Raw genomic sequence first — 24929 nt, 5'->3', positions numbered from 1 at the left:
TTTAGATATTCTACCTGCGCTTTCAGATAAGCATTTTCTTCTTCTGCAGTGCTAAAATGTTTCTTCGTCCAACGTCCTCGATAATCCTCAAAACTCTCTCCATTATAGCTTTTCCGTACCCAAGTAATAATCTGGCTCTCACTCTTAATACCAAACTTCTCCATGATCCGACTGTATGTCCAACCTTCTTCCAATCGCAGACGAACAGCCTCTTTCTTCGTTTCTTCACTATATTGATTAAAGGTTTGGCCTTTTTTAGCTGGCATAGCAAAAATCCCCTCCGGTTTTCAGTGTTGAGTTCATTTTAACATGACCTCTTTTTTCACTGTCTACCTTGAGGGGATAATACCACCGATTCAGGAAGATACTGCTTTTTTTAATTTTTTAATCTCACAACCTGATCGTTAGCCTTGCATTAACCCCGGGGCAGACACCATATTGGCTTCTCCCCAATCACACATCATATCTAACAGTGGCATTATTGATTGTCCTCGTTCCGACAATGAATATTCAACTTTGGGTGGAATTTGGGGATATTCTTTGCGTAGAATCAGATCATGTTCCTCCAGCTCCTTAAGCATGACGCTCAATGTTTTGTGGGAAATGGTACCAATGCTTCGCTTCAGTTCATTATGTCGCATCACCTTGTTTTCAGACAGCCAATACAGAATAACCATTTTATATTTACCGTTTACCAAGGACAGCGTATATCCAAAGCCGGTATCTTTTAGTGCCACGCCAGTTGGAACACAGGTTTCTCTCACACTCACCCCTCCTTCTTTCGTTCATCACACCACAGCGGATTATTATAGAGATTGCCTGTACGTTTTGGGAGACATGCCATACGCCTTTGTGAACTGCCGGGTAAAATAATTGCTATCGTTAAACCCGCATTCATTAGAAAATTGGCTTTAAACTAATTCAAATAGGCGTTACTCAACAATTCGCCCTCCATAGTTCATGTTGGGATGAATGTCTATATCATGCTACTCCATGGCCGAAAAATCAAGGTTTGCTGATCCTTGGATCGATATAATTCCTCATGTACAGAAGCAAATGAACCTCTCATAAAAAAAGCCCTTCCATAGCTTTACACCTGTTATTCTCACCGAGTTCCTCTTCTTTCATGTGACTTTCTTCCTGTTTGCTCTGAAACTTAGAAAAGATTCATTGATTTATTGGAGAAGTTCTCCTAATATTTTTAGTAGGAACACCCAGCGGCTCGGCATCATGGTAATACTTCACTGTCTTTATGAGAGCGCTGTCGCTGCAGCTCTAAAGAAAAACGGGAGGTTGCAGATATGAAATGGAATCACTTCAAGTCCAAGCTTCTGCTTAAGTACACACTATCCTATATCTCCATTTTCCTTATACCTCTTGTTATTTTAACTATTATTATTTATCACAATGCTGTGGACACGCTCCGTTCAGAGATTGAACAGACCAATGTCAATCAGTTGACCCAAGCAAAAACGGTCATTGATGACCGCATGAAGGAATTACAGGACATCGCATTTCGTATCGCCTATGATGAGCAGCTAACCCGTTATTGGACTCACCATCCCTACTATAGCCGGGAATCAATTGCTGCCTTGGTCAAATACAAAGCCACCAGTTCCATTATCGATGAGCTATTCCTGTTCTTCCGCGGAGATGATAGCATCTACTCGTCTCAGGGCTCTGAGAACCTGGATGTATTCACGGGCCGCTACAAATTTAATACATGGAACAAAACGGACATGATCCGGGATTTGAATAACGTTCAGTTTCCCACGATACGACCAGCTGAACAAGTCGTTCAAGGAACCAAAGTACCCAATTCCATGCTGGCCTACCTTGTACCGATTGCACCTAACAATACGCCCGCCCACGGCACTGTCATGTACCTGATTCACGAGTCCAATCTGACCGGATTGATTGATTCCATTCTCAGCGACTACCATGGGATGACTTATATTTTCGATAATTATGGGCAGGTGCTGGCCGCTAATTATAAGGGGGAAACCATTACCGAACAGGAAGTCAAATCCCTGTTTGAACTTGAGCCGGGAACACACAGCCTCTCCTTGAATCAAGAACCGCATTCGGTGGTATCCGTCAAATCAGACGCGGGCTGGACTTATGTAACCGCTATGCCAAGCAATCAATTTTTCAGCCGAATCGTCCATATTCGTACCTTTGTTGTTCTTGTTTTCTCCTTCATGGTGGTGATGGGCACCTTTCTCGCCATTTTGTTGGCCCGAAGACAATACCATCCGATTTCAGACTTGATGGAGTTTATCCGTTTAAAGAATAATCCTGAACCTTCCACAACCAGCAACGAGCTGGAATGGATCAAGAAAACGCTGCATGATTACAGCCAGCGTGTGGACCTTCAGGAGCCCTACGCTCGTAATCATATTCTGCTTATGTTACTGAAGCATGGTCATACCGGAGAGCTCCCTTCTGAGTTTACGGATAATCTCGGCATACGCTTTAACCGATCCCATTATTTTGTTATGACCTTGGGATTGGAAATGCACGATCTTCCCCGCGGAGATTATCCCGAACAGCGTACTGTTATGCAGCTGATCAACGATATGGAACTGCCCGAGTTGTCTGCTTATGCTTACGGCGTGGAGCTTCCACAGCCAGACCAAGTGGCCCTCATCGTCGGATTTGATGCCGAGGTCGGGCATGAATCCAGCTTGAATGCTCGTATGGAGTCTATTGTTGAATCACTACAATTGATGGTGGCAGAACACGTCGGACTCGCTCCCGCGATCGGGATCGGTAACAGCTATAGTTCTCCATTGCAGCTGAACCAATCCTACATCGAGGCATCAACCGCGCTGGAAGCATCCATGCTGCACGGACAGGGCAGCACTACCTTCTTTAACGCCCTTTCCGGTTCCGGTGCACAGGATTCTTCCTTCTGGGTACCTAAGGATGTGCTGCTGAAGCTGGTTCAAAGCTTAAAACAGGGCAGTTACGATGTGGCAGTTCAGATGGTATCAACTGCGTTGAATACCCTGAAATCCGAAATGCCGTCTGTACCATTGCTGCGCTGCATCTGCTTCGATATTCTGAATACGATGCTCAAAACGGCCTCGGAACTTGGCATTCATCACGTGGTTAATCAACTTCCAAGGATCACTTCCTACGACTCGTTAGAGGATTTGGAGAAAAAATTGACAGGACTTGCCGCCGAAATCTGCGCTCATGTCGAGGCGAAGAGCGAGACGGAAGAAAGCTCCCTTATGGATGAAATTGTCGCTTATATTGATGCCAATTTCTCCGATTACGACCTTAGCCTGGGTACGATTTCATCGAAATTCACGATCTCTTCATCGTATTTCAGCCGTTCCTTCAAAGAGAAGATCGGCATGAACTTTACCCAATATATTTGGCAGAAACGAATGGATGAAGTTATCCGACTGCTGCTGCATACGACCGACCCGTTAAAAGATATCATCACTCGCGTCGGCTATCTGGACACACCGAACTTCATCCGTAAATTCAAGAAAGAGACAGGTTACACACCTGGACAGTACCGGAAAATGCACCGTCCCAACGACTCCGCCGATTCCCCGGAAGATGACGACGAAGAATGTCTTGGATAATGGATGGATTCGTAAAATAGATAAAAACCTCCCCGAACCTTTTGGTCCGGGGAGGTTTTGTATGTTTTTGGCTCATATAGGCAAGCCGATCCTTGCAACCGAATCTCTTCTTCTATTTCCCTACCGGAACATCTTGAAGCCCTTGATGTATTGCACCCAGCAGACGATGGGTCGGATCACAGCCGTATTCCCAGAACATAATGCCGGCCAGGCCCTGATCCTTCACGTAATCGCATTTGCACTGAATCGATTCTTCATCATCATACGATATTAAGCTCGACCCATTAAAGAGAAACGGTGCACAGGCTTCCTCATCCCAATAACGGACGTAACCATTCTTGTTGATGTACTTCGCTTCCAGTTCAGCAAATGCCGGACCATAGCCGCCTGTGCTACCAGCCATTTGGTGAAGACCGTGGTTTCGGTTAGGAACCTCAGTCCAGATCCGTGAGTAGAACGCAGCGCCGATAACGATCTTCTCCTTCGGAACACCGGCACGGATGAACAGGTTCACGGAAGCATCAGTACTAATTCGGAACAGATCTCCGGTTGGCGTATACAGATTCGAATGATGTCCGGTCAGAACCTGAAAACCGCCGCGCATATCATAGGTCATCAACTGCACAAAGTCCAGGTACTGCTGCACCTCAGCCATCTCTGTACCGTCTACGTAGTATTGATCAGCCCCTGCCGCAATGGTGAGCAGATAATGACGGCCATCCTCGGAGCCCTTGGCATCCAGTGTTTCCCGGATCGTCTTGAGAAGTAAGGTGAAATTCCTTTTGTCATCACGACTGGATGCGATACCTGCTTCACCGTAACAAGGATACTCCCAGTCCAGATCGATCCCGTCAAAAGGGTACTCCTCCAGCACCCTAACCGCCGATGCAGCCATGCTGTCCCTCCCCGACTGGGTTGAGGCGGCTTCAGAGAAACCACCAGCACTCCATCCACCTACGGACAGCAGCACCGTTAGATTCGGATGCTTCCGCTTAATATTACGGATAACCTCTCCGTTTTTTAAATGCTCGGTGGTGATTTCATCATTCTTGACATGTCCAAAGGCTACATTCAGATGGGTCAACTTCAACAGATCCTCATCCGTCATGTCGGGAAGAACAGAATCGACGACATAACCAGCAGCAATATATTTCGTCATCCTCTTCACTCCGATCCATTCAATGATTGAAATATCGCTGCAGCAATCTGCAGAGCTTCCTTGCCTGTACCGATCTTGTACCCAGAGGCCGAGTATCGGATTTGATCCTGATTATCCAGCACGAACAGATGCGGATAGCCCGCTTCGTGAGCGGCAGGTTTCGAAATGAAACCAGACAAGGATGCATAGCTGGAATCCCGCACAAAAATCGTACGTATCGGCAGCTTCGGATAAGCCCCAGAGTCAAAGGAGGCGTTCCATTCTGTATCTCCGATCACCAGCACGATTGGCACGCCCAGCTTATCCAACGGCTCAGCCAGCTCACACAGCTCACGAATCAGATGTTTGGTCGGTTCCCGTTCTGGTTCAATCCAAGCAGCAATGGCCCCCTCAGCTCCCAAAAGATCCTTCAGTACCACCTCTGAACCATCCAGACGAGTCAGCTCATTGCCGGTTGCCAGTTTGCCCAGCACAGGGATGTCTACCACCGTCTCGCGATAAGTCAGTACTACCTCTGTGGTGTCTCCGGCGCGAACGGTGCAGTAAATGAAGCGGACTCTTACCGTTCCATCTTTCAGACGAATACCGGTCGTTAAGCGATAAGCTCCCGGTTCAACCTCAAATGGATCACTATAGATATCGGTGTGACCATATGGATAAATCAGCGTTTTGTAAACGCCATCCTCCAGACGGGCCAACGAGAAATTCTCCGCATAGGATGCTGACGGCACATCCTCTCGAGCCTCTGAATCCTTGAGAAGTTGCAGCATTCCCCAGCTTGAGCTCTCCTGATTTCGAGAAGAAGTTAGACTGAACACCGCATCCTCCCAGCCTTTGTCACTAAGATACTGCGGTTTCTGCTCGCTCGGATGCAATCGGGCCGGAATGCCCAAACTGCGGCACACCGCGACAAACAGAATATCGAGCGACTGTGGATCTCCCTTCATCAGGCTGTAAGTACCTACAGGGTTTCCCTTACCTTTCAGGTTAGGAAGATCCTCATAATACGAATAGCTCTGTTCCAGCTTGCATACAAGCTTCGAAGGATCTTCCCTGAACGCCGCTGCTTCTTCCTCGGAATAAGCATTCTGGAATACGGATCGATAAGGCACCACCATTTCATAGGAGACTCTTGGGCACAGGATGTACTTCACAAACGTCTCTTCTGCCCATTGTCCACGCTGCGAGAGTGAACCTATAAGATGATCGTCCAGTGTCGGCCGAAAAGTGTCGATCAAATCTTTTTCGTTCATCGAGTCCAGCAACTGTAGTGGCCACTCGCCAAATTCACCGGAACGCCCCTCTAGGAAAGCAGCGATTTCGCGGCTGTTGCCCCGTGCCTTCTGTAGAATATCCCGTACGCGCTCCGGAGGCAGTCCAGTTGTATGAGCCAATGCAAATGCATCTTCCTCACTCAGGAATGTATCCTCATATCCACTCCGAATCTTCGTACCTTCTTCCAGGCGGCGGTTGTGATTCAGGATCTTCTCTTCTGGTAACGAAGCCACTACCTCTCCCTCCCCTTCCGGAGGAGGAACCATATCAAAATCCAAGATCCCTGATGGCTGCTCTAACGAATTCAACACGAGCACAACATGAGCGACTTCCTGAGCTTTGAATAGAATTTCACCCCACTTGCCACCACTAACCGCACGAATCACTAGGTCGCCATGACCTGTCTTAAAGGAAGCTTCTCCTTGTGCGTCCGTCTTGATTTCGGCGATCGGATAAAATTCAGCACTATTGTATACCTCAAAGCGGACACTCGCTTCAGACACGGGCGCACCCTGCTCATTTATCACCTTCACGCAGATGGTATGCGCTGGCGCATAGTTCTCCAGTAAATTGATCTCCGTATATCCCTTCTCGGAGAGTGTTATATCCTCCGGTCCCGGATAGTCGGCAAATATTCTCGTATTAATCAGCATGGCCCTGCGGGCTGGTGGACTGAACCATCCTTGATTCAATCCGGCTTCCGGTTCGCATGCCCCAATGTAATACCATTGGCCGTCCGCCCAGGCTTCTACCCAAGCATGATTGCTGTCACAGTGAGCCCAGCGTGGTGTGTAGACCTGACGGGCAGGTATGCCGATGCTACGAAGAGCGGCTACCGCCAGCGTGGATTCTTCTCCACAGCGGCCGCGGGCATTTCGAATCATCGTCAGTGGCGATATCGTTCGCAGATCACTGCCAATATAAGTCGCTTTTTCATGACACCAGTAATTGGTCTCCAAAATGGCATCCGCCATGGATAACTTCGCTGTCCGGTCGGCCAACTCGTCAAAGATAATGCCACGGAAATCTTCAATATTCTCTGTATTGATTCGATAGGGAAGCACAAAATGCAGAAACAGATGATCTGGTACGCGCTCCCCCCAAGGCACACGCTTGCGAATGTCCAGTGCCCGACGCACATGACTGAGGAACAGTTCCCCATCATAATCAGCCAGGTCGTTCACTGGCATGTAGGCATACACATATTTCAAAGCCCATGCCTCTTCTTCAGTTAATGGCTGCTGAAACACATGAAACAGTTTATCTTTGCAGGTATCTGCAAAGTTTAACTTCTCCTGGAACTTCTGCTCGATCCGCTCCAAGGACTGTGCATCCATTGAGAACACCAAGGTTTGGCTGGTCATCGCTAGCTCACTCCTTCCACAGCTTTCCGTCTTCCCGAATACAGATTAAGGTAGTGCCATCCGAGGAAGGCGTACTAATCTGGAATAGGCTACGGGTCGTTTCAATTACAGGCTGGCAAATCAACGATTCCTCACCCATAAGTAACTTCACATCTTGTGTAAATTCACCATGGGCTTCAAAATAATTGCGTTCACGGTAATAGAGTCTGCGAAGCTCCCATTTAATTCGTTCATCTTCTGGCAGCTCAAAGGGCTGATGCGTTCCGTCATCCGAAAATACGACATATCCCCATAGCTCCGGATAATGCATGTTGATAATACCCATGGGCGACCAGACCCAGTTGTCCTCCGGATAAGGTTTGCCTGTATCCGGATTCAGCACTTTGCGGTACTCACCATCCTGCACCTCAGTCTGCCATTCCACCCGTGAGAAGTTGACACGCCAGAACTCACCCGGTGCTGGCGGACGGTTACCTTCGGCACATTCCTTTAGGCTGGTCCAGGGAATCGCGACCTCGACGCTCCATTTTCGGTTATCGGCGCCAGGTGTGTTCAGCTCCCCATCGATATGTACGGCTGTCTTAAGACCGCTGATATCCCAACCGTTGACCGGAGGTCCACCATCCCGATATGGCTTCACCAATAACAGGTCCCATACTGTATTCAGCGCATTGATCTCGAACTCATAATATTGATGGGTATCCCCGTCGGGATCGATAAAAATCTCAAAATCATTGTCATAGAAAATAACAGAATCCCGCTCGGTCAACGTAGCCCATATCTGATCTTCAATAAGTTCGGCAGCAAAGTAGAAATAGTCGTCATCCCACAGCATTTTTACCCGAGTCTGTTTTCCGGGTTTCGGACGAAGATCCCCTTCGATATCAACGAAATCCTCCGTCCAATCGGCCGCACCCCAGAACGCCTTATCTACGCAGCCGTCCAGCATCAGCGGTTCCTGCGCACGCTTGCATATATAATGTTTGGGAGCATACTCAATCTTCGGCTCAGGTACTCCACTTTGGTTCATATCGCTCTCTCTCCGCTTCATGAGGGAAGGCATGCATCTATAGGTGCATGCCCTCCCGTAATGTTAGTTATGAGTAACAACGGCCCCTGAACCGCCGTACATTTCCAGTTCCTCGTCGAATTCGAGCTTAAGAACCGTCACCTGCTCATGTGTATCCTCCGGAGTCATTTTGATCCACGTTGTCCCCGGGATATTGAACCAAGGCACGCCCCCATGAATCTCATGGTTAAGTTCTTTGCCCGAATGCAGCACAGTAATCTTCTTGATCTTATTGCATAATCCCTTGATGCATACATTCTCTTTTGGATCGTCATAAACAAACAGATACAATGCCTTTCTATCCTCGGATACGGTGCTTCCCCCCAGATAATAGCGAGGCATAATACCTTCACCCGTTCCAAAGACGGCCTCTTCATGGGTTCGGATCCATTCTCCCAGCCCAAGCAGAATATCCTCCTGCCTCTTATCAATGGTGCCATCCTCGCGCGGACCGATATCCAGCAGCATATTGCCCCCCATTGAAATACAATCACAGAACATCCGAATGATCTGATTTAACGATTTGTATTTATGGTCTGTTGGCACATAGCCCCATGATGTGTTGATGGTGGTGCAGAACTCCCACGGTCCCTCTGGTCTTGTAATCGGAATGCCTTGCTCTGGCGTCTTATAATCCCCATAACCTTGAAGGCGGGAGTTGATGATGACATCCGGGTTAAAAGATTGCAGGTAATGCTTGAACTCCGGCAGATTCCACTGCTCGGCGCTTCGTTCCCAGTCCCCATCGAACCACAGCAGATCCACCTTTCCGTAATTCGTCATGATCTCTTGCAGCTGTTGGTTATTAAACTCAAGGAATTTCTCCCATTTCTCCTGATCCTGAACACCATCTACAGGACTTGAATGCCGATTGACATTGCTGAGATCCTCTGGTACCTTTCCACCTTCAAACACGCTAGGATAATCCGGGTGCGACCAATCAATCAGCGAAAAGTACATCCCTAGATGTATGCCCTTCTCCCGAATTGCTTCCGCATATTCCCTCACGAGATCCCGATTCGCTGGTGTCTGTTTAACGACATTGAGGTCACTATACTGCGTATCCCACAGAGCAACACCATCATGATGCTTCGTTGTCAGCACGGCGTATCGGGCTCCGGATTTCTCAATCAAGTCCGCCCACTTCTCCGCATTAAACTTCGATGCCGTAAAGCCGTCCAGCTGCTTCATGTACTCTTCGTAAGAGATCCTTCCATTATAGAAGGACCACGATTCCGAAACCCCGTCCACAGCATAGATGCCATAGTGGATGAATATTCCCAGCTTGGCCTCTTCAAACCATTTCTGCATCCTTGTTCACACCTCTTTCTGGAGTCCTTGTTCTTATTGGCCTGTGTTCCAGCGATCGTAGGCCCCTTGATACAGTTCAACGATACGGTCGCTGCCCATTTTTTTGATCTGCGCAATATACTTATCCCAGTTCTCAAGCGGCTCTTGGCCTGTTACGAACTTCGCTTCCATCTGCTTGACGTACGTATCCAGATCAGATAATAAAGCGGTCGCTTCGCTTTGCTCTTCATTTGTTAAATAAACGTTAGGGAATGGTGATTTTCCGATAGGCACCAACTTCTCTTGATTCTGCTGGTCAAGCCATTCATCAAATTCGGTGCGAAGACCTTTCGCTATATCCGGATCATTAATACCCGGTGTCAAAATGCCATAGTTCGGCGTGATTTTACCGCGATATTCCTCACGATCCCCGCCGCCAGGAACAGGCAGCCACTCTTTTACGAGATTTTCCTTGTCTTTGAATTTCCACAGCAGACCTTCAGGACCTTGATTGAACAGGGTCGCCCCATCATAGCTGTACATATAATCGATCCAACGCATAGTTGCCTCAGGGGACGCGTTGCTACTAGTAATAGCAAAGGTACCACGTGCCGATATGCCTGGGTGTTTACCGTATACAGGTGAGTCTGCGATCTCACTCTTCACGGGTGTCATCAGCGGATGTTTTGTGCTAGGCTCGCCGCCGAGTGTGAAGTATGGATGGTAGTCATTGAACAGCGCAAGCTTGTTGCTTTCGCCTTTTGCTTTTTTCTGATCGCCGGTTTGGGAGAAGGTCTCATGATCCAGCAAATCTTCTTTCCACAAGCGGTTCATGAACGTCAGATAACCTTTGTAGCCTTCTTCTTGGTAAGGATAGTGAACTTTTCCGTCCTTATCCGCATAGATTCCTTCGTTGTACATTCCCCAGAATCCGAAGAAGTACATACGGAGATCATCCAGTTTTACAGAAGTAAGCGGAATTTCATCTTGTTGTCCGTTGCCGTTAGGGTCTTCTTCCTTAACACGCTTCAGGTACGTATATAATTCTTCCGTAGTCTTAGGTTCCTCTACATTAAGTGCTTTTAGGAATTCCCCGTTATACCACATCGGGCCTCTGTACCATACGGCAGCCGTATCAATAAATGGCAGTGCATACATATGTCCGTCAGGCGTTGTAAATGATTTGCGAACATCCGGGTTTTCGTCGAGAATCTTCTTAATATTGGGGGCGTAGCCCTCATCAATGTATTTTTCCAGTGGGATCAGAATGCCTTGAGTTCCATAAGTAACCTGCTCAGCTGGCTTGAGATCCGCAGCATAGAACATATCCGGTAAATCGCCGCTTGCGAATACCAGGTTCTTCTTTGTTTCAAAGCTGTCGATCGGCGAAAGCTGGTACTCCAGCTTGATGCCTGACAATTTCTCCATCTCTTGCAGGACTGGCATCGTGTTCCAGTCGGCAACGCCCGCATCCTGGGACATGACCTTTAACGTAAGTGGTTTGTCCACAATCGGGAATCCTTCTTTTTTGACCCCTTCGACATTTGAAGTCGCAGAACCTCCATCTTCATTGGAACCACAAGCTGCAAGCAATGCTGCGGATAGGGTAAGGCAGAGTACAATGGATGAAGCCTTGCGAAGCTTTTTCATGACGACAACTCCCCTTTTTTAGTGTGGATTATGGTTTAAGATCATCCCTTGACGGAACCGATCATAACACCCTGTACAAAGTAACGCTGAAGGAATGGATAAATCGCAATCACAGGTAAGGTTGAAACAATAATGACGGCATATTTGACCAACGCAGCAATTTCCGCTTTGGAATTCATCGCCGTTGCTGAAGAGGTATCGATAGCTCCACCGCCCTGTGCTGCCATCTCCTGAAGTACCAGGATTTGGCGAAGAAAGAGCTGCAGCGGATACTTCGAGGAATCATTTAAATAGATCATGGCACTGAAATAGCTGTTCCAGTGTCCGACTCCGTAGAAGAGCGCCATCACGGCAATGATCGGCATGGAGAGCGGAAGCACAATTCGGATGAACAACCGGGTGTTGGTACACCCGTCGATATGGGCCGCCTCCTGCAGCTCCTTGGGAATGGTCGATTGGAAAAACGTACGGCATACGATAATATTCCAGATAGATGCAGCTCCTGGCAGAATAAGAGCCCACATGCTGTTCACCATACCAAGATCCTTAATCAGCAGGTAGCTCGGGACAAGCCCTCCGCTGAAAAACATCGTTACCATAAACATCGCCATGAAGAATCCGCGTCCCACAAAATCAGAGCGACTGAGCGCGTAGGCTGCCGGAAGAGTGACCATCAGGTTGACGAGTGTACCTACGACGGTATAGATGATCGTATTTTTGTACCCAATCCAGATGTTGGTGTTCTCAAATACGCGAGCATACCCTTCAAACGTAATTCCTTTGGGTAGCAGCCACATCTCACCGGAGCTTACAAATTTGGGATCGCTGATTGAGGCGCTAATGATGTATAACAGCGGGTAAAGCACAATGACGAGCGCTATCGTCAGATAGATGTAGTTGCACCATAAGAACACTTTATCGCTTCTGCTTTCCTTAACCGCGGTTGACATGTGTTTTCCCCTCCTTTTACCACAAACTGTTTTCACTGGTGCGACGTGCAATTTGGTTCACCGTAATCAGCAGAATCGCATTAACTACCGAGTTGAACAATCCTACAGCTGTGGAGAAACTGTACTGTGCATCGACCAGACCGGACCGATAGACAAATGTCGAGATGACATCGGACGAACCCATGTTCAACGGATTTTGCAGCAGCAAGATTTTCTCGAATCCGACGCCCAAAATACTGCCCATATTCAGAATTAACAAAATGGTGATCGTAGGGATGATCGCTGGAATGTTAATATGCAGAATCCGCTTAAACCGACTCGCACCATCCACCACGGCAGCTTCATGCAGTTGAGGGTCCACACCCGAGAGAGCTGCGAGGTATATAATGGTACCCCAGCCTGCACTCTGCCAGACACCTGAGAGTACGTACACCGTCTTGAACCACGCAGGGTCCGTCAGAAATTGAGGGGCCTGAAATCCAAGAGCCTCCACCAAATTGACAATCATGCCTGACGAAGGTGACAAGAAGGTAATGATCATACCCGACATGACTACGACCGAAATAAAATGTGGTGCATACGTGACCGTCTGTACGGTACGTTTGAAGAAGGAGTCCTTTACTTCATTGAAGGCTAACGCCAGAATGATCGGCAGCGGAAAACCTATAGCAAGCTCATACAAGCTGATACTGAGGGTATTCCATAACAAATCCCAGAAATAATACGAATTAAAGAACCGGATAAAATGATCGAAACCAACCCACGGGCTTCCTGTAACACCAAGCGTCGGGATAAAGTTTTTGAATGCGATTTGTATGCCGTACATCGGCCCGTAATGAAAAATCAGAAAGTATAGAAATGCTGGCGCGATAAACAGATACAACTCCCAGTTTCGAATCATCCTTCTCCATAATTTATTTTTCTTGCGGTTCGGAATCGTGTACACCGATAGGTTTTGCGACAAGGCGGACTTCCCTTCTGGCTGCATCAGTTGTTTCCTCCTTTTCTAAATGAAAATCCGTCCGTTTTGTAAGAAGAGCGAAACACTCCTGTTCAAATGTAAGGAATGAGTCCCGGACCACATTTCTTCATGCGAGGCCCTTGTTTCCCTCGCAATTTGGTAACGCTTACATACTGAGTTTATGGATCATTTCCGAATTCGTAAATATGCTATTTCGATCTTCACTCTTAAAAACACGGAAAGTACTGTTAAAACAGGGGTTTACGCTTTTGGTTCCAGCTTGTCATTGTCATTTTGGAGACATAAAACATGTGGAATTTGACCCATTTCCCTCTTGAAGTTGTCGTTTGGAGTAGCTTCGCATGAACTTGAGAGATGTCCGATCTGAATGAAAGTTGAGAAACAGACCTTAAAGTCAAAACCCACATATGTTTAGGAAAGAGCTATTCCATGTGTGTAGGTCGCATTCTGGATTCACATCGGTCATACAGGTCGCAAGGTCTTAGCATGCATAGCGCATTACCATCTTGAATGTAATAGAAGTTCCTCTTCATTGCTACTGTGTTTCGACCTCCTCCTCATGCATTTGACCTTCTAATGTCTTTCGGTCTGCTCTTGTAATGGGTGAGGCGCACCTTTTCTCTCTTGATGCTTAGGAAAAGTAAAGGATAGATTTAATTCAACCACATAAATGTAATATTATCTATCACACATTTACCACCTGCATCAAGCTCCCTTATGGCTTGGCTTTATTCTATGAGTTTCTTCCCGTCTCCGTAAATATGTCGTTTTCACCCTTGGCTACAAGGTACATAAACGTAGATAAACACTGGGTATATCCAGTCATATATGTTGAATTTGCACATGACATGGAGATCTTGAATGAATGATAATTTCCGGATCAGGTCAGAAAAAAAGCCGCTCCGTTAACACGAAGCGGCTTTATCACCTCAATAGATATTGATTTACATCTTATAAACGACAATTTTAATGTTATTTAACATCACATTAATTACCTTAATTCCACTTTTTGAATTACTTTCGAGTTACAAAATGTAACATATATAAATAGAATCAATACTTTTCAGTCGGACTAATCAAGATTCGGACTGGAAGACAGCCGCTCTCCCTACGCAAGCTTTTTCATATCGATCGTCGGTTTCAGAAAAAATAAAAAAAGCGCGCTCCGATCTGAGATCGAAGCACGCTGGCAAGGCTTGATTATTTTCCAGAAGGCTGTGCTTCTGCAGTGTATCCTGTTGGAATGTCTGTCTCTGCGGTTACATCGGTAATAACCATTGGATACATCATGTCCGGGTCAGGTTGGATAATCGTATACAGCACGATGGCACGTCCATCCTTCTCCAGTTTCACATCTTCAATCTTCAACCCATAACCAGGATGAGGCATTTGCGCGGTCAGTTTGACTTTTACCGTCTTGTCATCCACTTTGGTTGATGTCACGGTAGGCACAATCCCCTGTTGTCCTTCGCCTGGATTCGTTGGAGTCGGTTCTGTCGATCCGCCATTGCCGTGCTTATCTACAAATTCAAGTGCATTGAAGATCATGCTTGCAGCCTCCATACGGGTAAGCGACTGATCTGGACGGAAGTTTCCGTCCTTATCCAGTTCAATGATGTCCATGTTCAGCAGGTTCTGGACCGCAGATTTGGCGTCCTTACCGATTTTATTTTCGTCCTTAATATCATTATACAGCATGATCACCGGATATTCTCCGGTTGTGTTAATCCCTTCAAGGAGCAAAATGGCAAACTGCTCACGCGTCATTTTGGCCTGTGGATTCAACTCCACCGGAATGGACAAACCATTCTGTGTTGCAGCCTGAACCGCATCGGCGTACCAAGTCTTTGGACTAATTTTATTTTGTGCCGAAGCGGCAGCGTATTCATTTTTCAGACCAAAAGCGTTCACAATCAGCTGAACACCCTGTGGCTCGGACAATGCGAGATCCGGACGAAATAGATCCGCCGTTACTCCATTAACAACACCCTTGGAATGTAACGAGTCCACAATCGTTTTTTGTCCTTCATCTTTTACATCCGAAAATGCAAGTACTGATGCACCTCCTGCCGTCAAAGACACGCAGAGCGCAAGCGTTGCAGCCAATCCTTTTTTATGTTTCATTTCTTGGCACCTCCATAATTAGTAAACCCAATTTTTGACCTCTTCAATCCTACAGACGGTAGCCCCCCCTGAAATGTTTCAGTAAAATCGACATCTGGTGAATAAATGATGGAAATACTGCATATATCCCTTACCCTACGGGCGCCGATCTGCTTTCTTTCTATTATGCTTGCTTGCTTCGTTGACATCCTTACCGTTTAGCGCAAAAATAAGAATAGAGAATTCTAGCGAATAACGGATAAACTGCAAACCGGATCGCATAAAGTAAGAGGGCACGACGCGCTATTATCAGGTGTCGGCCCTTTTCTTGACTCCGATTCCAAACCGACTTTCACCCTGAACAAAGGAGAACAAATCTTATGTCCAAGAAAGGATTACTACGAGGCTATGTCATTGCCAACTGGCCCGTATATCTGTTCGCTGTACTACTGATTATTGCCTCCAATGTGGGTCAGGCGTCCTTACCCCGAATTCTGGGCAGTTTCACGGATCAACTCATGCAGAACACACTTCAGATGAATACGGTCATCCGGTACAGTCTTTCGCTTTTGGCTATTGCCATCGCTTATAATCTGTTATTCGGTACCGGACAATTCATGATCATGAAGCTTGGACGCCGCTTCGAATTCATGACACGCGAGCGCATTTTCGGCAAGTTTTCCGAACTTAGCGAGTACTATTTTTCCAAACAGGGAAATGGGAAACTGCTCAGTTACGTCATGAATGATGTTACCTCTGTACGTGAAGCCATCTCCAACGGCGTCACCATGATGACCAATGCAACATTTCTATTATTATCTTGCATCGTGATGATGCTGCTCAGCGGAATCCCGATGAAACTTATTCTGATCAGTATTGTGCCTTTGCTGGCCATTCCCTTTCTGGTCGTTTTTTTCGGTCCGCGAATTCGCAAGCGCTCTCGAGATGTGCAGGATGCCCTTGCAACGATGACGGAATCCGCAGAGGAACAGCTTGGTGGTATTCGTGTAACCAAAACATTTGCCATTGAAGACAGCGCCCGTGAACGATTTGGGTTCACAGTAGATGCAATCAAAAGCAAACAGCTGCGGCTTGTTCGTCTGTCCTCTCTATTTCAGGCCTTGCTACCGCTACTGGGTGCCATTTCATTGGTTGTCTCCCTGCTTGTCGGCGGAATTTTGACGATGCAGAATTCCATTACACTCGGAAGTTTTGTCGCATTGACGTTATATTTGCGTATCATCATGGGACCGCTTCAACAAATCGGTAATGTGATCAATACTATGCAGCGTTCTGGAGCATCACTTGAGCGGGTAAATGATCTGTTGACGGAAGTGCCTGACGTGCGCGAGCTTCCCAATGCGACAAGTCTCCAAGCCGTGAACGACATTACGATTGAGAATCTATCTTTCTCCTATCCCGGCAGTTCATCCGCTGCGCTCAAAAACATCAGTCTGAATATCCAGGCAGGACGAACCGTGGGTATTGTGGGTAAAACAGGTTCTGGTAAAAGTACCTTTGTGAAGCTATTGCTGCGTACATATGAGCCGCCTGAAGGCACAATCCGCATTAACGGCACCGACATCCGGCAGCTGTCGCTGGAAAGTCTGCGATCCCGTATTGCCTACGTACCGCAGGATGGATTCCTGTTCAGTACAACCATTCGGGACAACATCGCTTTTAGTGACCGCGAGGTTCCGCTGGACACAGTAGAGCACAGTGCACGACAAGCGATGATATACGAGAACATTATCCGGTTCCCTGATCGGTTCGATACCCTGCTGGGCGAACGTGGACTCACGTTGTCTGGCGGTCAGCGTCAGCGTACCAGTCTGGCGAGGGGGTTGATCAAAAAAGCGCAGGTGCTCATTCTAGATGACAGTATGAGTGCTGTGGATGCCGTCACCGAAAGTGGCATTCTACGCAGCCTGCGTGAGATTGGTAAAGGAAAAACAACGCTGATTATCTCCCACCGGATCAGTGCAGTCCGTCATGCCGACGAAATTATCGTTCTGGATGAAGGTCGAATCGCTGAACAGGGAACACATGCAGGGCTGATGGCCGCAAAAGGGTTATATGCTGCAACCTATCGTTTGCAGGAGGAGGGATTACATCATGACTGACCGTAACGCTGAAGTTCGTTCAGATGCGGGAGCCCAAGCACAACCGTCAGGCCATGGGTCCGGTTCCGACGCAGGCGCAGACCAGAATAAGCGGACTTCCTTCAAAGCGATGATGTCCTACGCCCACCCCCATAAATGGGCCTTTGCAGGTATCTTTTTCTGTTCGCTGCTGGGTATTTCCGCCGATCTGCTTCAGCCTTATCTGGTGAAGATCGCGATCGATGATCATCTGGCAATTGGTCAGACTAGTGTAGGCTTTCTTGTCCAGTTGGCAGCTATCTTTTTGGGGCTGGCTGTAATCAGCTTTATTTTTACCTATGTACAAAACAACCTGCTGCAACATGTCGGTCAGAACATCGTCTCTCGCATTCGTAAGGACCTGTTCAAGCATATCTCCAAAATGTCGATGTCTTTCTTCGATCGCTTCCATATCGGCAGTCTGGTGACGAATGTATCCAGTGATACGGAAACGATCAGCAGTTTCTTCACTCAAGTACTGCTAAGTCTCATCCGGGATGGCATGATGCTGGTGCTGATTATCGTCTTTATGTTCCAGCTCGATCCGGTACTCGCAGGGTACTCTCTCATCGTGCTGCCTGTGATCGCCATCGTTGCTGTATTATTTCGGAGCCAACTGCGCGGGGCTTATCAGAATGCCCGAACTCGTCTCTCCCGTTTGATTGCATTCACGGCAGAGAACCTGTCCGGCATGTTTTTGATCCAGGCGTTCCATCAGGAAGAAGAGCAGAAGAAAAGATTCACGGAACAGAACCAACTTCACCTGAAGGCCAATATCACACAAGCCCGTTCGAATGTCATATTCAACCGGACGTTTGATATCCTTGGCAATGCGGCGCTCGTTATGATGGTCTGGCTTGGAGGACGTGCCGTGCTGGGTGAATCATTGCAGGTGGGTGTGCTCTATGCGTTTATCAGTTACATCCGCCAGTTCTTCCAGCCGATTAACCAGATCACCATGCAGTGGAACACATTCCAATCAACCACCGTATCCATGGATCGGATCTGGAACATTCTGAGTACCCGTCCGGAAGTCGCTGACCCCAAACCCGGGACTGCCTCCACACTTGAACCACGGAGTGTGATGGGACAGATTGATTTTAATGATGTATCGTTCGGTTATCGGGCAGATCGCCCCCTGATTCAGCATATGAATCTGCATCTCTATCCAGGTGAAATGGTGGGCATTGTAGGCACTACAGGAGCTGGCAAAAGTACGTTGATCTCCCTGCTCAATCGCTTTTACGATGTGAATCAGGGCAGCATTGAAATTGATGGCATAGACATTCGCCATTTCCCGCAGGCCAATCTTCATCGGATCGTTGGTCTGATCCAGCAGGAACCATTCCTCTTCTCGGGCTCCATCATTGACAATGTACGAATGTTCCGCGAGGATATTACTAGAGAGCAGGCTATTCAGGCCTGCCGATTCGTCGGAGCACATGCCATGATTTCACGTTTGCCGCAAGGGTATGATACACGTCTTTCCGAACGCGGAAGCGGTCTGTCCGCCGGAGAACGTCAACTGATATCGTTTGCCCGAATTGTGGTCTTTCAGCCCCGAGTGCTTATCCTGGATGAAGCAACCGCGAATCTGGACTCGCATACCGAACAATTGGTGCAACAGGCGCTGGAATCCGTCTCTCAGGGAAGAACAACAATTGTTATTGCGCATCGTCTCTCTACGGTCATGCATGCAGATCGGATTCTCGTTATGGAGAATGGTGAAATTGTCGAAGAAGGCTCACATCAGAAGTTGATTGATGCTGAAGGGGTATATGCTGATCTTTACACCCATGCTCGTGAAGCCGGTAATGATTCAGCTATTTCTGGATAGCTCATCGAACCAAATGGGGTTAAATAAACGTTGAACGTGCCGCTCTGCGATGCAGGCGGCATGTTTGATATATTTTCTGGGAAATGATGTTAAGGAGGCGTATTTATGAAACCTGAATTATATAAATCATCAGAGTCGAAGCTGGAGCATCGACAGATTGGCTATCGCCGTTTCACGGCTGTATGGAAAGGAGCAATATGTCTTCTGTTCTTGCTATTATGTGTCACCCTGTTATGGATCATCTATGAAGATCACGCTGAACAACTGGAGACATTATATTATTCCATCGCAGCCATTCTTGGCATGTGGTTTATCGGGCCCGTATTTTTTATGTTTCTGTCCCGGGCAATCGCAAGTTCCCCTGTGTTATTATCCTGGAATGATGAAGGGCTTCGTATCCTTAAACGGACCATTCCCTGGAATGAGATTCGTAAAATTGAGATTGGCTCTCCCGCCTTCAGCAAATGGATATTGTCTGCTTCCCCCATGATTGCCCTGTATTTGAAAGACGGCACCCGGCGTCATATCCAGACCGATCATTTGCTAACCAAAAAAGAGCTCAGTCGAGCAGTTGGTCTTCTGCAGGAGACGCTGCGTGAGAAACAGCAACAGGACATCTGAATTCAGCTCACATCATTCCGACTTTTCGATACCAACAGACAGGTTCATTCTATAATTTCCATACGGCAAAATGGCTTCCAGTAAACTACCAAGCTGCTCCATTGTTCCTGTGCGTACGATCATCAAATAGCAGCCCTCTCCGCTGACACGGTGAACCTCCACGATGTCTTCACGTGCAGCCATAAATTCACGGAAGGCGGCATGTCGGTCGCCGGAATTCAGAAAAATAGGCTTTTCAGTATGCGTATATCTGTATCATCAATCGTCTCATTCATCTATTTTGCAATCCTTTCAACTTGAAATTAAAGTGGCCTGTTTTCTTTCAGTGTGTTATTTACGCCCATAAACGGGTTGTATAACATATAGGATAATAACATTAATTCCCGAAGGAGTGCAGGTTCAATGAAAATTCAATTGATTCGTAATGCTACATTATGGTTGGAATATGGGGGTCTGAATATACTGGTTGATCCCATGTTGATGGATAAAGAAGTGATGCCTGCTTTCCCGAACACGCCCAATGAATTACGCAATCCTAGAGTCTCTTTACCCGAGACGGAAACGGATTATGTGAATCCCGATCTGGTGATCGTTACGCATACCCACCCTGATCACTGGGATGAAGCAGCAGCGAAGCAGCTACGCAAGGATGTACCTCTGCTATGCCAACCAGGAGATGAGGCCGTGTTCACTGGAGCCGGATTTACCAACGTTACCGCCGTGGATGAGAAACATGAGTATCATTCTGTACGTTTTGTCCGCACCTCAGGACAACACGGAACTGGAGAAATCGGCGAACGTATGGGCAAAGTGTCTGGTTTTGTATTGGAAGCTGACGAAGAACCTGTCTCCTATATCGCCGGGGATACCATCTGGTGTGAAGAACCCGCCGAAGCCATTCGTCAATATCGACCTGAGGTAATTGTGGTGAATGCTGGCGGTGCCCGCTTCCTGCAAGGAGATCCGATAACGATGGACGGGCCTGACGTAGCTGCCGTGAAACACCATGCGCCGGATGCTCATGTCATCGCTGTGCATATGGATGCCATTAACCATTGCATGATGTCCCGCGTGGACCTCGCCAGTTATCTGGCATCCGAACAATTGGATGGACAGGTGCTCATTCCACGCGACGGCGAGAGCTTTGTATTCGGACCGGATACTGAGTTGAAATAAAGTTCATTGATACGGTGAGTGGCTTTTAACAAACGGAGTATACTCTAGTAATTCTCTCCATGGAACACGAAAAAAGCTGGATGCGATTCGTTCGCATCCAGCTTTTATTTGCGTTTATAGTTGAGGAAAACAGCGATCCGAAGATAGTTGTGCCATCGGAGTGCTCTGTATCTCTGTGAAAGCCAGAATGATTCCCTCGTCTCATTTCACCTATTATTGAACTTTCAATCGGATTACATTCCACGATGCTTTGGCCAGGCTTGCCGTGATCAGTGTATCTGACACTTCTGCATCACCACGATTATGCGGAGCAACGCGATTCGGCTGTGCTGCGGTATTGGCTGCTTTTAGATCATCACTTTCCAGCACAATATGCTCAATCAAGCGGCACTTCCCAAAGCTGCGCAGATCCACTTCAAGCGGCAGTGATTCTTCCAGATGACGGTTCACGGCGAACACAGTCACTTCACCCTGCTCTTCGTTATGCACCGCAATGCCCTCCAGATAAGGAACATCCGTAATTTGTTTGGTGTCATACTTCGGAGACTGGATCAACGGTACAAGTGCAGTTCCACGTCCAAACACGGAAGCATGCATGAACGGATAGAAGATCGTCTGTCTCCATGCAGCACCACCATTATCCGTCATGATTGGAGCGATAACGTTGACGAGCTGCGCCAGACATGCCATTTTAACTCGGTCCGCATGTTTCAGCATGCTGATCAGCATACATCCCACAAGCAGTGCATCTTCATGGTTGTATACGTCCTCCAACTGTGGCGGAGCAATCTGCCACGGGTCCAGCTTCTTGTCACTTTCATTGGAGTGGTACCAGACATTCCATTCATCAAAGGACAGGAACATCGTCTTCTTGCTGCGCTTCTTCGCTTTGATATAATCACAGGTCGCTTTTACCGTCTCAATAAAACGATCCATCTCAAGGGAACGCGCAAGGAATGTTGGCGTATCCTGTTCAGCATTACCGTAATACTGGTGGAGCGACAGATATTCAACATGATCATACGTATGATCCAGCACCGTTGCTTCCCATTCCGGAAAGGATGGCATACCCAGGGATGAACTTCCGCAAGCGACCAGCTCAATCGTTGGATCTGTCCACTTCATCACTTTTGCCGCTTCAAGTGCAATCCGTCCATACTCTTCTGCTGTTTTGTGACCAATCTGCCACGGACCGTCCATTTCATTGCCAAGACACCAGGTTTTGATGGCATGAGGCTCTTTGTATCCATGTTTAATACGCAAATCACTATAGTAGGAACCTTCAGGATGATTGCTGTACTCCACGATGTTGCGAGCTGCGTCTACACCCCTTGTTCCCAAGTTGACGGCCATCATCACTTCCGAATTCGCCTGTTTGGACCAATCCACAAATTCGTTGAACCCGAATTCATTGGTCTCGATAGTTCTCCAGGCTAGTTCAAGTCTGCGTTTGCGTTCAGACACAGGCCCAACCGAATCCTCCCAATTGTAACCGGATACAAAATTACCGCCAGGATACCGCACAATCGGAACCTGTAGCTCCTTAACCATCTCGAGCACATCTCCACGGAATCCCGCTTCATTCGCTGTAGGATGACCCGGCTGATATATTCCACCGTATACGGCACGTCCCAGATGTTCAATAAACGAACCGTATAAACGTTTATCAACTACGCCAATTGTGAAATCCTTGTCTACCGTCATTTTTGCTTTTTCCATCGTGAAGTTCAGCTCCCTAAGATTAATATAAAAATTAATTGATAATCTATGGATCAACGTTCATATTTATATTAAAATCGATTATGGCACCAATTTCAACCTGAATTTTGCAAAATGTTATTCTTTTGACTGGATTTATGTTTAACTTAATTCTATAAATCAAAAATGGAGGAACAGATGTGATCAGAGCAAATACCGATGCAGAATGGCTGCCCCTATATGAGGCACTCGCGAGTGAAGTCCGTCTGCAGATTATCAGGCTTGTCGCGGAGACCCCAATGAACGTGAAGGACATTGCCGCATCCCTCGGCCTGAGCAGCGCAATTGTAACCATGCATGTTCGCAAGCTACAGGATGTGGGCATTATTCAGTCCAAAATGATTCGCAAGGATGGCGGCACGCACAAAATGAACAGCCTGGCAGTCGACTGGATCGGCATCTCTATGCCACAGGAAACGGGCACCATCCGCAAGCTTCATGAAGTGGCAATCCCTGTCGGGCATTACACCCATTTTGATGTGTATCCAACTTGTGGTCTGGCTACATCCAATCAGGTCATTGGACAGTATGATGATCCACGCTATTTTCTAGATCCCGAACGCATGCATGCCCATATTCTCTGGTTTGGACGCGGATTCGTGGAATACAAAATTCCAAACTATATCTTGTCAGGTCAACAGATCAGTGCCATTGAATTGTCACTTGAGATAGGTTCAGAAGCTCCTTCGGTCAACCCAAACTGGCCTTCGGATATTACCTTCATGCTCAACGGAATTCGACTCGGTGAATGGACAAGTCCTGGAGATTCCGGAAATGGACGAGGCATGTTCACCCCGGAATGGTGGAGCGACAGTGTCAATCAATACGGCATGCTCAAGGTGCTGCGGATCACCCATGAGGGCACATTTATTGATGGACAGCATATGTCCGAAATTACGCTTGCGGATATCCCCGTGGAACGCAATCAGTGGACATTGCGCCTCTCCGTGGAGGAAGATGCGCAGCATGTGGGTGGGCTAACGTTGTATGGTCAAGGATTCGGCAACTACGATCAGGATATTCTGTTCCGTCTGTACTACCAGGACTAATAAACAACAAAAAGAACCTTCCATCCCCCGTATAGAGCAGAGATGGAAGGTTCTATATATGGTCATTATTTAATAAGTATGCTGGAACTTAAAGTGCACTTCCACCAAACAAGAAACGGTACTCCCAATGTTTTCCGGAGATATCACTAATCGTTACACCGCCGCCAGCGTTGGAATAGGTGTGCAGTATTTTGCCGTCACCCAGATAAATTCCCGTGTGGGTAATCGTAGCAGTAGATTTGTTCACACTAGAATACGATGAAGCCGAGCTGCCTTTGTAGGACATAAAGTACATCAGGTCACCACGCTTCAGATTTTTCCAATTCGTCTGAACGGTACCATTGGCTTTCACATAAGCACCTTGTTTACGCGAATCGGATGGAAGCTTGATTCCGAGCGCATCAATAAATGCCTGGCGGACAAAGCTTGAACAATCGAACGTAGCCGTACTGTTACGACTTGCGCCAAACTCATAAGGCGTCCCCCAATATTTCATACCGGCAGCAATCACTTTCTCCACCGAAGCACTGCCTGTAACTGAACCAGACCCACTAGTACTGCCACTTCCTGTTGTCGTGTTGCCTTTCACAGCTTGTGTATATTTTGAAGAAGAAGATATGTATCCTGTCCGGTTACCGGAGTCCGTAACTTTATACCAGCCTGATCCGGATTTTTGCACTACCGTGACAGTCTCTCCTTTTGGCACCAAACGAACAATGCTTGCGGAAGAAGATGGCGATGTACGCAAATTAACTCCCCAGATGACTTTAACTTTTGAATTATCAACTGCCGCTGCTGATGCAGGTGTCGTTAATGCTCCTGTTGTCAGACTTCCCATCAGCATCGTTGCTGTTACACTTGCAGTAATGATCTTGCTTTTCCAGTTCATGATGTCGTGTTCCC

19 protein-coding genes and 1 pseudogene are annotated in these 24929 nt (G+C 47.3%); 6 read left to right on the top strand and 14 right to left on the bottom strand.

Annotated features, from left to right (window positions below):
* From BUA17_RS23715 to BUA17_RS23705, 3 genes and pseudogenes are all read right to left on the bottom strand, one after another.
* Positions 1–266 (bottom strand): IS3 family transposase (locus BUA17_RS23715; RefSeq protein ID WP_072735211.1); only part of this gene is annotated, 266 nt, incomplete at its 3' end.
* A gap of 138 nt (positions 267–404) precedes the next feature.
* The gene (locus tag BUA17_RS23710) at positions 405–764 is read right to left on the bottom strand and encodes a winged helix-turn-helix transcriptional regulator (RefSeq protein WP_063564580.1); all 360 of its coding nucleotides are present in this window, start codon (positions 762–764) and stop codon (positions 405–407) included.
* Positions 765–806: 42 nt separating this feature from the next.
* Positions 807–902: pseudogene (locus BUA17_RS23705) on the bottom strand (AraC family transcriptional regulator); the annotation flags it as partial.
* 399 nt (positions 903–1301) lie between these two features.
* Here BUA17_RS23705 and BUA17_RS23700 point away from each other — a divergent pair.
* Complete coding sequence (locus BUA17_RS23700; RefSeq protein ID WP_072735210.1) at positions 1302–3602, top strand: helix-turn-helix domain-containing protein; 2301 nt, start codon at positions 1302–1304, stop codon at positions 3600–3602.
* A 112-nt stretch (positions 3603–3714) separates the two neighbouring features.
* Here BUA17_RS23700 and BUA17_RS23695 read toward each other — a convergent pair whose 3' ends face one another.
* The 8 genes from BUA17_RS23695 to BUA17_RS23660 form a co-directional block, all read right to left on the bottom strand.
* Positions 3715–4761 carry a glycoside hydrolase family 18 protein gene (locus BUA17_RS23695; protein ID WP_072735209.1) on the bottom strand — a complete coding sequence of 349 codons (1047 nt, stop codon included), beginning with the start codon at positions 4759–4761 and terminating at the stop codon, positions 3715–3717.
* A gap of 5 nt (positions 4762–4766) precedes the next feature.
* A complete protein-coding gene (locus BUA17_RS23690; RefSeq protein WP_072735208.1) occupies positions 4767–7400 on the bottom strand; it encodes a transglutaminase domain-containing protein in 2634 nt (877 codons plus the stop codon).
* 7 nt (positions 7401–7407) lie between these two features.
* The gene (locus tag BUA17_RS23685) at positions 7408–8430 is read right to left on the bottom strand and encodes a carbohydrate-binding family 9-like protein (RefSeq protein ID WP_072735207.1); all 1023 of its coding nucleotides are present in this window, start codon (positions 8428–8430) and stop codon (positions 7408–7410) included.
* Between the two features lie 63 nt (positions 8431–8493).
* A complete protein-coding gene (locus BUA17_RS23680; protein ID WP_063564585.1) occupies positions 8494–9780 on the bottom strand; it encodes an alpha-L-fucosidase in 1287 nt (428 codons plus the stop codon).
* Positions 9781–9813: 33 nt separating this feature from the next.
* Positions 9814–11409 carry an extracellular solute-binding protein gene (locus BUA17_RS23675; protein WP_072735206.1) on the bottom strand — a complete coding sequence of 532 codons (1596 nt, stop codon included), beginning with the start codon at positions 11407–11409 and terminating at the stop codon, positions 9814–9816.
* Between the two features lie 41 nt (positions 11410–11450).
* On the bottom strand, positions 11451–12359 hold the full coding sequence (locus BUA17_RS23670; RefSeq protein WP_063564587.1) for a carbohydrate ABC transporter permease: 909 nt from the start codon (positions 12357–12359) through the stop codon (positions 11451–11453).
* A gap of 16 nt (positions 12360–12375) precedes the next feature.
* A complete protein-coding gene (locus tag BUA17_RS23665) occupies positions 12376–13347 on the bottom strand; it encodes an ABC transporter permease (protein ID WP_063564588.1) in 972 nt (323 codons plus the stop codon).
* Positions 13348–14541: 1194 nt separating this feature from the next.
* Complete coding sequence (locus BUA17_RS23660) at positions 14542–15465, bottom strand: S-layer homology domain-containing protein (protein ID WP_072735205.1); 924 nt, start codon at positions 15463–15465, stop codon at positions 14542–14544.
* A gap of 359 nt (positions 15466–15824) precedes the next feature.
* Between BUA17_RS23660 and BUA17_RS23655 the strand changes: the two genes are divergently transcribed.
* From BUA17_RS23655 to BUA17_RS23645, 3 genes are all read left to right on the top strand, one after another.
* Positions 15825–17567, top strand: coding sequence for an ABC transporter ATP-binding protein (locus BUA17_RS23655; RefSeq protein WP_063564590.1), 1743 nt, complete (start codon positions 15825–15827; stop codon positions 17565–17567).
* 109 nt (positions 17568–17676) lie between these two features.
* Positions 17677–19422, top strand: a complete 1746-nt coding sequence (locus BUA17_RS23650; RefSeq protein WP_072735234.1) for an ABC transporter ATP-binding protein — start codon at positions 17677–17679, stop codon at positions 19420–19422.
* A gap of 105 nt (positions 19423–19527) precedes the next feature.
* Entirely contained in the window at positions 19528–20043 is a 516-nt protein-coding gene (locus BUA17_RS23645; RefSeq protein ID WP_064640236.1) for a hypothetical protein, read from the top strand.
* Positions 20044–20055: 12 nt separating this feature from the next.
* Here the strand turns inward: BUA17_RS23645 and BUA17_RS31910 are convergent, their stop codons facing one another.
* Complete coding sequence (locus BUA17_RS31910; protein ID WP_269053721.1) at positions 20056–20265, bottom strand: Lrp/AsnC ligand binding domain-containing protein; 210 nt, start codon at positions 20263–20265, stop codon at positions 20056–20058.
* Positions 20266–20445: 180 nt separating this feature from the next.
* On the opposite strand from BUA17_RS31910, the gene BUA17_RS23635 reads away from it, so the two are divergent.
* Complete coding sequence (locus BUA17_RS23635) at positions 20446–21219, top strand: MBL fold metallo-hydrolase (RefSeq protein WP_063564592.1); 774 nt, start codon at positions 20446–20448, stop codon at positions 21217–21219.
* Positions 21220–21432: 213 nt separating this feature from the next.
* Here the strand turns inward: BUA17_RS23635 and BUA17_RS23630 are convergent, their stop codons facing one another.
* The gene (locus BUA17_RS23630; protein WP_072735204.1) at positions 21433–22938 is read right to left on the bottom strand and encodes an arabinosylfuranosidase ArfA; all 1506 of its coding nucleotides are present in this window, start codon (positions 22936–22938) and stop codon (positions 21433–21435) included.
* Between the two features lie 179 nt (positions 22939–23117).
* Here BUA17_RS23630 and BUA17_RS23625 point away from each other — a divergent pair, with 179 nt between their 5' ends.
* Positions 23118–24026 (top strand): ArsR/SmtB family transcription factor, encoded by a 909-nt coding sequence (locus BUA17_RS23625; RefSeq protein WP_082935196.1) that lies wholly within the window; start codon positions 23118–23120, stop codon positions 24024–24026.
* A gap of 88 nt (positions 24027–24114) precedes the next feature.
* Here BUA17_RS23625 and BUA17_RS23620 read toward each other — a convergent pair whose 3' ends face one another.
* Positions 24115–24915, bottom strand: coding sequence for a C40 family peptidase (locus BUA17_RS23620; protein ID WP_063564594.1), 801 nt, complete (start codon positions 24913–24915; stop codon positions 24115–24117).
* Between the last annotated feature and the right edge of the window lie 14 nt (positions 24916–24929).

The organism is Paenibacillus sp. ov031 (assembly GCF_900143165.1).
GTDB lineage: Bacteria > Bacillota > Bacilli > Paenibacillales > Paenibacillaceae > Paenibacillus > Paenibacillus marchantiae.
Note: the sequence above shows the minus strand (reverse complement) of the source record. Positions and strands in the feature narration are given on the sequence as shown.